General features: G+C 65.8%; 9 protein-coding genes. 7 read left to right on the top strand and 2 right to left on the bottom strand.

Annotated elements, in window-relative coordinates; genetic code table 11:
- Nucleotides 1-726 precede the first annotated feature (726 nt).
- Both AB4Z51_RS42825 and AB4Z51_RS42820 read right to left on the bottom strand, forming a co-directional pair.
- Nucleotides 727-2,151 carry a methyl-accepting chemotaxis protein gene (locus tag AB4Z51_RS42825; protein ID WP_135214715.1) on the bottom strand — a complete coding sequence of 475 codons (1,425 nt, stop codon included), beginning with the start codon at nt 2,149-2,151 and terminating at the stop codon, nt 727-729.
- Between the two features lie 108 nt (nt 2,152-2,259).
- Nucleotides 2,260-4,008: a methyl-accepting chemotaxis protein gene (locus AB4Z51_RS42820; protein ID WP_167768035.1), complete on the bottom strand. Its 1,749-nt coding sequence runs from the start codon at nt 4,006-4,008 to the stop codon at nt 2,260-2,262.
- Nucleotides 4,009-4,222: 214 nt separating this feature from the next.
- Here AB4Z51_RS42820 and AB4Z51_RS42815 point away from each other — a divergent pair, with 214 nt between their 5' ends.
- The 7 genes from AB4Z51_RS42815 to AB4Z51_RS42785 form a co-directional block, all read left to right on the top strand.
- Complete coding sequence (locus tag AB4Z51_RS42815; RefSeq protein ID WP_135214717.1) at nt 4,223-4,969, top strand: YebC/PmpR family DNA-binding transcriptional regulator; 747 nt, start codon at nt 4,223-4,225, stop codon at nt 4,967-4,969.
- 238 nt (nt 4,970-5,207) lie between these two features.
- Nucleotides 5,208-5,735 (top strand): crossover junction endodeoxyribonuclease RuvC, encoded by a 528-nt coding sequence (gene ruvC, locus AB4Z51_RS42810; RefSeq protein ID WP_028157463.1) that lies wholly within the window; start codon nt 5,208-5,210, stop codon nt 5,733-5,735.
- A gap of 142 nt (nt 5,736-5,877) precedes the next feature.
- Nucleotides 5,878-6,495 carry a Holliday junction branch migration protein RuvA gene (ruvA, locus tag AB4Z51_RS42805; protein WP_063981036.1) on the top strand — a complete coding sequence of 206 codons (618 nt, stop codon included), beginning with the start codon at nt 5,878-5,880 and terminating at the stop codon, nt 6,493-6,495.
- A complete protein-coding gene (locus AB4Z51_RS42800; protein WP_135214718.1) occupies nt 6,492-7,022 on the top strand; it encodes a hypothetical protein in 531 nt (176 codons plus the stop codon). The genes ruvA and AB4Z51_RS42800 overlap by 4 nt, the downstream gene beginning before the upstream one ends.
- Entirely contained in the window at nt 7,019-8,071 is a 1,053-nt protein-coding gene (ruvB, locus tag AB4Z51_RS42795) for a Holliday junction branch migration DNA helicase RuvB (RefSeq protein WP_441499576.1), read from the top strand. The genes AB4Z51_RS42800 and ruvB overlap by 4 nt, the downstream gene beginning before the upstream one ends.
- Before the next feature lie 150 nt (nt 8,072-8,221).
- Nucleotides 8,222-9,136 (top strand): metallophosphoesterase, encoded by a 915-nt coding sequence (locus AB4Z51_RS42790; RefSeq protein ID WP_166345069.1) that lies wholly within the window; start codon nt 8,222-8,224, stop codon nt 9,134-9,136.
- 114 nt (nt 9,137-9,250) lie between these two features.
- On the top strand, nt 9,251-9,515 hold a 265-nt coding region (locus AB4Z51_RS42785), incomplete at its 3' end, for a YbgC/FadM family acyl-CoA thioesterase (RefSeq protein ID WP_441499577.1).

Below are 9,515 nucleotides of genomic sequence, written 5' to 3'. Positions count from 1 at the left end.
ACATGAGGCGGTGGGCCACGATCGCCGCGTGAGCTGCCCGCTCAGGGCGACAACTACAGATCTTGCCAGGCAATTGCCGGGACCAGGGCACTCGCTCCTGACGTCTTCAGCCTCAAGAGCCGATAACGCAACAGGCCCCTTGTGGGAGAGGGCAGCGACACCGGTAGACGCAGACTCACTCGGGTGAGGGGTCTGTCTCCGCGTATGATCCTCTCATTCCGAAGCAGCTTTGCCCGCCGATAGAGACCCCTCATCCAGCGCTTCGCGCCACCTTCTCCCACAAGGGGAGAAGCGAAGGGGAGAGTGAAAATTTCGGAATAATGGCATTATGCGCCTATTTGCCCGACGGAGCAATGGCTACATTCAACGCGTGCAGCGTGATGAGTTGAAGTCCGATCAGGCTCGGCGGACGGCAAGGCACAGCTCTCTCCGTTCCCTCCCCCCTTGCGGGGGAGGGGCAGGGAGAGGGGTGCTACACGGGGACTCTTTCGAGTCGCTCACACGCAGGCCCGATGCCTCGCCAAAAACCGGTACCTTTTCCTGAGCTACCCCTCTCCCTAGCCCTCCCCCGCAAGGGGGGAGGGAACGCACCTTCGTCGGCGCACTAGGTGAGTCTCTTCATCAGGCATCCAAGCCATTGATTCCCCAACGCCCCGCCTACTGTGCATGGGGTTGTTTTCCAGATTTTTGATTCAGGGACGCCAGGCGCGGCCGTCGCGGCGGGCGTCAGCTCTGCCGAAAACCCATCCGGAAGGCGCCCCAGTGCTTGCCGCGGATCACGATCGGCGAGGACAGGTCCTTCATCAGCACGAACTGTCCGCCGCCCATGTCGCGGCGATAGGTCTGGAGCAGGAACGGTTTTGTGTTGGCCGCGACTTTCCTCACCGCGCGGTCGCTGAACAGGCGGCGGTTGCGGCAATTGGCGTTGTTCCAGACGGGATCCTTGCCCTGCGGTAGGCGGTAGTTAGGGTTGTGGGTCGGCAGATAGCCGCCCTTGGCCCAGGCGACGCAGAACACGATGCGGGGGTCTGACTTCTGGATCGGGTCCTGGATGGCGGGCAGCGCGCGGTCGGTGAAGTCGACGTAGTTGGTCTTGTATTGCTTGGGATCGGTGCCGGGGATTTCCCGGTAGTTCTCGTCCATGAGCTGGTCGAGCGTGATCTCGCCGCGGTCGATTGCGGCCTCGAACTCGTCCGAGATCCGCTTTGCGGTCTCGACGACGACGCGGATCAGCGGCGCATCCGATGTCTCCACGCCGCTGTCGGCGATCATTGCGATCAGCGCTTCGGAGGTGTCGAGCAGTTTTGTCACGCGCTGATCGGCGTTCTTGAGATCGCGCGAGGACAGGTCGACGCCCTTGGCGAGCTCGTTGAGCTCGCTGATGACCGTGTCGCAATGGCCGAGATTGGAGGTCGCGGCGCGCGTGACGCTGTCGATCTCCGCTTCCACCGAGGCAAAACCCTGCTGGACCCGCGAGATGATGCCGGAGATCTGCTGGGCGCCTTCGCCGGCAGTCTTGGCGCGTTGCGAGGCGTCGCTGCTCTCGCCGATCAGGCCTTCGATCTGGCCGTCGAGATCGCGCACGGTGTCGGAGATCTGATGCGTGGCCGCACGGGTAGCCTCCGCGAGATTCTTGACCTCGCTTGCCACCACTGCAAAACCGCGGCCGGCATTACCGGCGCGGGCCGCTTCGATGGTGGCGTTGAGCGCGAGCAAATTGGTCTGCTTCGCGATCGCCTCGATCGAGCCGGACACTTTTGCCACCTGCGCCAGCGCCGAGCCGACCGCGCTCAGGCGCGCCTCGATCCGCTCCACGGCTGCGACGAGCTCGGAGATGTGGCTGACTGCGGTGTCGACCGCGCCGCGCGACTGCGCGATCTCGCCGACCGCCGCCGATGCGGTCGATTGCACCGCCTGCGATGCGTTGGCGATATCGTGATTGGCCGAGACCATGGTCTCGGCCGTCTCCTGGAGGTGATGGAACCGTTCGGACTGGTTCGCGACGCGGTTTGCGACTTCCTGGACGTTACCGGCGATGTCGGCGAGCTCGACGCCGAGGCCGCCGATGCGGTCGGCGAGCTGGTCGATCAGACGTTCGGCAAGTGTCCGGTTGGAGCCGGTGTCCAGGACTGCCAGTTGTGCGACGGACATGTTTTGAGAGTCCTCCAGTCAGAGCCGTGCGCCGGCTCTCCGCGGCATTCCCATTCCAATTCCAGCCTTAAAGGATGATTCGCGGCCGGCGTCTTGCCTGAGCGTGCACTACAGCTTGTAAGCCGTGCGGAATCCGCCCCAGTGCCGGCCCTGCACGCGGATCGGGACGTCGATCTCGCGCATCATCACGGTGTTGCCGTTGCCCATGTCGCGGGCATAGCTCTGGACCAGGTACGAGCGCAGGTTGCTTGCGGCGGCGAGCCCCGCCGGATCGTTGAAGATCCGCCGGTTGCGGCTGTTGGCGGTGTTCCAGGCGGTGTCGCCCGGCCGCTGCGGATGCGAATAGATCTTGTTGTGCACCGGCAGGAAGCCGTTGCGGTCGACCATGGCGCAGAACGCCATGCGCGGTTCCTTGGCGAGAAAGGCTTCCTGGAACGGCGGCAGCGCGCGGTCGGCCCAGTCCAGATATTTCGTGCGGTATTGCTGCGGATTGGTGCCGGCGATCTCCGCATAATCGGTGTCGAAGAGGTCGTCGATCCTGACCTCGCCGCGTGCAACCGCCTGCTCGAAAATCCGGGTCAGCGCGGTGCCGGCTTCCATGGCGCGGGTGACGAACTCGGTGTTCTCCTCGTGGATCGACCAGAGCCTGTCTTCGATCTTCTCGCTGAGATCGGCATTGGGGCTGACGAATTGCGCGCGGGCGCCGGCCTTGGTCTGCTCGATCACGCGCAGGCGGCAGGCGCCGACGCCTTCGAGGGTGCCGTCGACGACGGCCTGCGTGGCAAGCTTCGCCGCCTCCGCGCCGCCGATCAGCACGCCGTCCATCGCGATCTCGTAGACCTGCAACGCGCCGCGCGCGGTTTCGAACTTGAGATGGCAGGGCAGCCGCTCGGTCTTGCGACGGTCGTCGTGCTCGCTCTGGCGCAGCAGCACCGCGCAGCGCGATTTCAGCTTCCGCGCGAAGGTGGTGACGGCCTTGCCGGCGCTGGCGACGTTCTCGCCGTGGGTCTCGGCCGCCTTGGTCGCGGCGTCGATCTCGGCGGCGCTCTCGCCGACCGAGATGATGAACTGCGACGCGCTTGCCGCGTTGCCGGAGACCTCGCTGGTGGTGGCATTCTGCTCGGCGACCGCGCCGTTGACGGTGTCGAACACGGGGCGGATCGCCTCGATCGCCTGCGCGATGCGGTGCACGGCGTCGGCCGAGCCGGCGGCGTCGCGCTGAAGCGCGTCGATCTTCCTGGTGATCTCCTCCGTCGCGCCCTGGGTCTGCACCGCGAGCGCCTTCACTTCGGTGGCGACGACCGCAAAGCCCTTGCCGGCCGCGCCCGCACGCGCGGCCTCGATGGTCGAGTTGAGCGCGAGCAGCGTCGTCTGCCGCGCAATCTGCGCAATCAGATTGACGACATTGCCGATGGCGGCGGAGGATTCGCGCAGGCGGTCGACATTGGCGCGGGCTTCCTGCGCCGCAGCGCTGGCTTCGTCGGCGAGCTTGCCGGCCTCGCGCACCTGCGCGCCGATGCCTTGGGCGGACTGGGTGAACTTGTCGGCGGCGTGGGCGAAGGTGGAGGCGGTCGATTGCGCCGCATTGGTGCGGCCGGTGAGGGCGTCGGTGCGCCCGCGAATATCCGCGAGCGTTGCCGCGGTCGCCTCCGCGCCGCCGGCGACCGAATTGGCGGCCCGCTCGAGCTGGCGGATCATGGCGCCGAGCTCGAGTTCCAGCAGTTCCAGGATTTCCCTGGCGGAATCGCCCTCGGCCGACGGGGCAGGCGCGGGATCGACCGGCGACGGCGCGGCCTGTGGGGGTGCCACGGGCGCGGACAAGTCGGGCAGACGCTTCCGGAACAATGCGAACGCCATCAGGTCACTCTTGTCGGGGAACGGGCGGTTGCTATTTTCGCAAGCCGGAATGAAATCAGGGTTAACGGTGCCTGACTGATGCCCGACTCTTGGGCACGGGCCACTACGGTATTACCTTAAAGTCGTAGAGCCTCTTTCATTCCGGTGGGTTGGCGGCCTATAAGGCCGCGCTTCCCACGCTCACCTTTGGCGCACGATTCCTGACGAGACACGCATGGCCGGACATTCCCAATTCAAGAACATCATGCACCGCAAGGGGCGGCAGGATGCCCAGAAGTCGAAGCTGTTCGGCAAGCTGGCGCGGGAAATCACCGTCGCGGCCAAGCTGGGCACGCCCGACCCCAACATGAACCCGCGCCTGCGCGCCGCCATCATCGCGGCGCGCCAGGAGAACATGCCGAAGGACAATATCGAGCGCGCCGTCAAGAAGGCGCTCGGCAATGAGGGCGAGAACTATGACGAGATCCGCTACGAGGGTTACGGCCCCGGCGGYGTCGCCGTCATCGTCGAGGCGCTGACCGACAACCGCAACCGCGCCGCCTCCGACATCCGCTCCTTCTTCACCAAATCGGGCGGCAATCTCGGCGAAACCGGCTCGGTCTCCTTCATGTTCGACCGCACCGGCATCATCGAATACGACCGCAGCGTCGCCTCCGACGACGCCGTGCTGGATGCCGCGATCGAGGCCGGCGCCGACGACGTCGTATCGAGCGAAGGCGGACACGAGATCTACGCCTCGACCGAAGGCTATCGCGACGTCGCCAAGGCGCTGGAAGCCAAGTTCGGCGAGCCGCGCAAGGCCGCCCTGATCTGGAAGCCGCAGAATACGGTCGCGGTCGACGACGAGACCGGCGAGAAGCTTTTGAAGCTGATGGACCTGCTCAACGAGCACGACGACGTCCAGCACGTCTACGCCAATTTCGAGGTGTCGGACGCGCTGTTGGCGAAGATGGGCGGCTGAGGTCGCCACCAGCCCCAGATTCTGCTGTCGTCGCCCGGCTTGACCGGGCGACCCAGTATTCCAGAGACGTCAGAGGGAAACGGAGAAGCCGCGGCGTACTGGATACCCCGCTTTCGCGGGGTATGACCGCGTGTCTTGTGGTCGTCATCGCGGGCACCCAATCGCGACACCCCACTTCCCCTGTTACTTCCGTTCTGTTTCTGTTTCCCCCACCGCAGCCAGCCGCTATCACTGGCCCATGACTGCGCTCCCGATTCGTGGCCCCGTTCGCATCATCGGCATCGACCCCGGCCTSCGCCGCACCGGCTGGGGCGTGATCGAGGCCGAGGGCAATCGTTTGATCTACGTCGCCTGCGGCTCGGTGGAACCACCGGACGATTTGCCGCTGGCGAGCCGGCTGCTCGCAATCCATGAGGGGCTTGCGGCCGTCCTGTCCGGTCACAAGCCGATGGAAGCCGCGGTCGAGCAGACCTTTGTGAACAAGGACGGCGTCGCGACGCTGAAGCTCGGCCAGGCCCGCGGCGTCGCCATGCTGGCGCCCGCGATGTTCGGCATTACCGTCGCCGAATACGCGCCGAACCAGGTCAAGAAGACGGTGGTCGGCGCCGGCCACGCCGACAAGCACCAGATCGCGATGATGCTGAAGATCTTGCTGCCGAAAGCCGAGCCGCCGTCAGCGGACGCCGCCGACGCGCTCGCCATCGCCATTACCCACGCCCATCATCGCCAAAGCACGGCGCTCAGGCTGAAGGTGGTGGGGATATGATCGATCGCCATGCATCGCCGGCGTCATGCCCGGGCTTGTCCCGGGCATCCACGTTCTTTCTCGCCGATGTCAAAGGCGTGGATGGCCGGGTCAAGCCCGGCCATGACGAGAGAGAAGTGCCTGCCGTAGCCGAGGTCCCGAGATGATCGGCAAGCTCAAAGGCCTGATCGATTCCTACGGCGAGGATTATGTGCTCCTCGACGTCGGCGGCGTTGGCTATCAGGTGCATTGCTCGGCCCGCACGCTGCAGCATCTACCCTCGCCCGGCGAGGCCGCGGTGCTGTCGATCGAGACCTATGTCCGCGAGGATCAAATAAAACTGTTCGGCTTCCGCACCGACCAGGAGCGCGAATGGTTTCGCCTGCTTCAGACCGTGCAGGGCGTCGGCGCCAAGGTCGCGCTTGCCGTGCTCGGCACGCTGGCGCCTTCCGACCTCGCCAACGCGATTGCGCTGCGCGATAAGGCCGCGGTGGCACGCACGCCGGGCGTCGGCCCCAAGGTTGCCGAGCGCATCGTTACCGAGCTGAAGGACAAGGCGCCTGCTTTCGCCAATGTCGATCCCGCCGTCGTGCATCTCGCCGGCGCCGTCGACGACCAGCGCGCGCCGCGCCCGGTGGCAGATGCGATCTCTGCGCTGGTCAATCTCGGCTACGGCCAGCCGCAGGCGGCTGCCGCTATTGCATCCGCATCGCGCAGCGCGGGCGAGAGCGCCGAGACCGCGCAACTCATCCGGCTAGGCCTGAAGGAGCTGTCGAAGTGAGCGCGGCCCACGCCAATCCCGTCGCCGCCCTGTTTCGTCGCCTTTCGCGCGTGGCCGGTATCGTCGTGATTTTCTCCATTGTCGGGCCGCTGACGACCGCCGCGTTGATTGCTGTGACGGTAACGGCGCTCGGCGCCGCGGTGCTGCAGATGTTTCTCGTGTTCCTCGAACTGGAAGCACTGCGTGCCCTGGTTTCGATCGCGGTCGTGCTGTTGGCCATCGTCACGATTCTCGCCTCGTTCCTTCCTGCAGTCGTCGCCGGCCTGATATTTGCGTTGGCGGCGGTCTACGCCGATCTCAACATGATCTGGATGGCGTGGCTCGCCGCGGCCGTGGGCGCGGCCGGCTTCGTCATGGTTGGCATGTTCGTCGTGCCCTCCGAAACCTCGGCGGTGATCGTGCCGAGTGTCCGTTCCGCGCCCGAGGCGCTGAAGCTTTCGGCGATGCTCGCCGTCGTCGCCGTCATTCCGGCCAGCCTGTGCTGGTGGCTCGCGAAACCGCTGCATCGTGTTATCCTGCCCGCATGACCACTCCCCCACGCATCGTCACGCCCGAGCGCCGCTCCGATGACGTCGGCGACACCGCGCTACGTCCGCAATCGCTGTCCGACTTCGTCGGCCAGCAGCAGGCGCGCAAGAACCTCTCGATCTTCATCGAGGCGGCGCGCAAGCGCGGCGAGGCGCTGGATCACGTGCTGTTCGTAGGCCCCCCTGGCCTCGGCAAGACCACGCTGGCGCAGATCGTCGCCAAGGAGCTCGGCGTCGGCTTTCGCGCCACCTCGGGTCCGGTGATCGCCAAGGCCGGCGATCTCGCCGCACTCCTCACCAACCTCGAAGAGCTCGACGTGCTCTTCATCGACGAGATCCATCGRCTCAGCCCGGCGGTGGAAGAGGTGCTCTATCCCGCGATGGAGGACTTTCAGCTCGACCTGATCATCGGCGAGGGCCCGGCGGCACGCTCGGTGAAGATCGAGCTGTCGAAATTCACGCTCGTCGGCGCTACCACGCGCGCCGGCCTCCTCACCAATCCCTTGCGCGACCGCTTCGGCATCCCGGTCCGGCTCAATTTTTACACCATCGAAGAGCTGGAAAGCATCGTCACCCGCGGCGCGCGCGTGCTCAATGTCGGCATGAGCGCTGACGGTGCCAACGAGATCGCGCGTCGCGCCCGCGGCACGCCGCGCATCGCCGGCCGCCTGCTGCGCCGCGTGCGCGATTTCGCCTCCGCCGCCGATGCCGCCTCGATCGACCGCAAGATCGCCGATCATGCGCTGAGCGCGCTCGAGGTCGACGCTGCGGGCCTTGACGCCATGGACCGCCGCTATCTCACCACCATCGCGCAGAACTATGGTGGCGGCCCGGTCGGCGTCGAGACGATGGCCGCCGCCTTGTCCGAGCCGCGCGATGCGATCGAGGACATCATCGAGCCTTATCTCATTCAGTGCGGCTATCTCCAGCGCACTCCGCGCGGCCGCCTGCTCACCTCGCACGCCTTCCGCCATCTCGGCATCGCCGAGCCCTCGCGCGATGCCGCGGCACAGTTCGGCCTGTTCGGCACGGATGAGAGCGACGACTGATTGCGTTGATGCAAGGTGCGTCGGTTGTCATGAACTTCCGGTAACCTTTGTGCAAACGGTCTGCGCGCAAATGCAGGCCGTCTGCACGAGCGGACCCCAATTCCGCTCCAATCGGACCGCATCACAAAGCTGCATCACCATCGGGCTTCCATGATCACGCGTCGTCATCTCATCCGTTCCATCGGCGGCCTGTCCGCGCTCGGCGTCTCGACCGCGGCCTATGGCGTCGGCGTCGAGCCGCTGCGGCTCCGCGTCACCCGTTATCACCCGACCCCGCGGCAATGGCCGGCGGATTTTCCGCTCAAGATCGCCATCGTCACCGACATTCATGCCTGCGATCCCTGGATGTCGCTGGAGCGGATCGAGGGCATCGTCGATCGCACCAATGCGCTCAACGCCGATGTCATCGTGTTGCTCGGCGACTATGTCGCGGGTGTTCACCAGGTCACGCGCATCATTCCGTCGAGCGAATGGGCCAAGGTGCTCGCGGGCCTCAAGGCACCGCTCGGCGTCCATGCCGTCATGGGCAATCACGACTATTGGGTGGACAGGGCCGTGCAGCAGGCCGGGCACGGGCCGACAGCCGCCCATCGCGCGCTGGAGGCGGCCGGTATTCCCGTCTACGAGAACGACGTCGTGCGTCTCACCAAGGACGGACGCTCCTTCTGGCTCGCGGGCCTCGGCGATCAGCTCGCCTACTATCCCGCGAAGCGCTATGGCCGCGTGCACCGGCTTGGCGCCGACGATCTCGCGGGCACGCTGGCGAAGGTCACCGACGATGCGCCGGTCATCTTGCTCGCCCATGAGCCCAATATCGCGCCGCTCGTACCCGCGCGCGTCGCGCTGCAACTGTCCGGCCATACCCATGGCGGCCAGGTCCGCCTGTTCGGCTGGTCGCCGGCTGTTTCGCCTCAGCACGGCGTGCGGCTCGCCTATGGTCACTTCCGGCTGAAATGCGACGTCATCGTCTCCGGCGGCCTCGGCTGCAGCATCATGCCGGTCCGCGTCGGCGTGCCGCCTGAAATCGTCGAAGTGACGCTGGGAAGGACGCCGGCCGTGGCATAACCTGCGCTTGCGCGGCCGGCTGTTTTTGCGCAAAACGGGTCGGTTGCAAAAAGCGAAGAGGCTCGCGACGTGACAGCCCATCTCGACGGCGAGATCCGCGACGGCCGCCATCACATGCAGGTCCGCGTCTACTACGAGGACACGGATTTTTCCGGCATCGTCTATCACGCCAATTATCTCCGCTACATGGAGCGCGGGCGCACCAATCATCTGCGGCTGATGGGCGCCGAGCAGCAGGCGCTGTTCGACCAGGTCGAAACGGAGGGCGCGGGCTTTGCCTTCGTGGTGCGCTCGATGCATCTGGACTTTCTGAAGCCCGCGCGGATGGACGACGTGCTCGACGTCGTGACGTGGCCGGTTGCGGTGAAGGGCGCCTCCA

Origin of the sequence: Bradyrhizobium sp. 2TAF36 (genome assembly GCF_052114925.1) — a bacterium.
Classification (GTDB): domain Bacteria; phylum Pseudomonadota; class Alphaproteobacteria; order Rhizobiales; family Xanthobacteraceae; genus Bradyrhizobium; species Bradyrhizobium barranii.
The sequence above is the reverse complement of the archived record's forward strand: the minus strand, read 5'-3'. Positions and strand labels throughout refer to the sequence as shown.

What these genes read in the sequence shown, in the direction of transcription:
- AB4Z51_RS42825 (WP_135214715.1), bottom strand. Translation starts at nt 2,151, where the DNA reads ATGTCCGTCGCACAACTGGCAGTCCTGGACACCGGCTCCAACCGGACA.
- ruvA (WP_063981036.1), top strand. Translation starts at nt 5,878, where the DNA reads ATGATCGGCAAGCTCAAAGGCCTGATCGATTCCTACGGCGAGGATTAT.
- AB4Z51_RS42790 (WP_166345069.1), top strand. Translation starts at nt 8,222, where the DNA reads ATGATCACGCGTCGTCATCTCATCCGTTCCATCGGCGGCCTGTCCGCG.
- AB4Z51_RS42820 (WP_167768035.1), bottom strand. Translation starts at nt 4,008, where the DNA reads ATGGCGTTCGCATTGTTCCGGAAGCGTCTGCCCGACTTGTCCGCGCCC.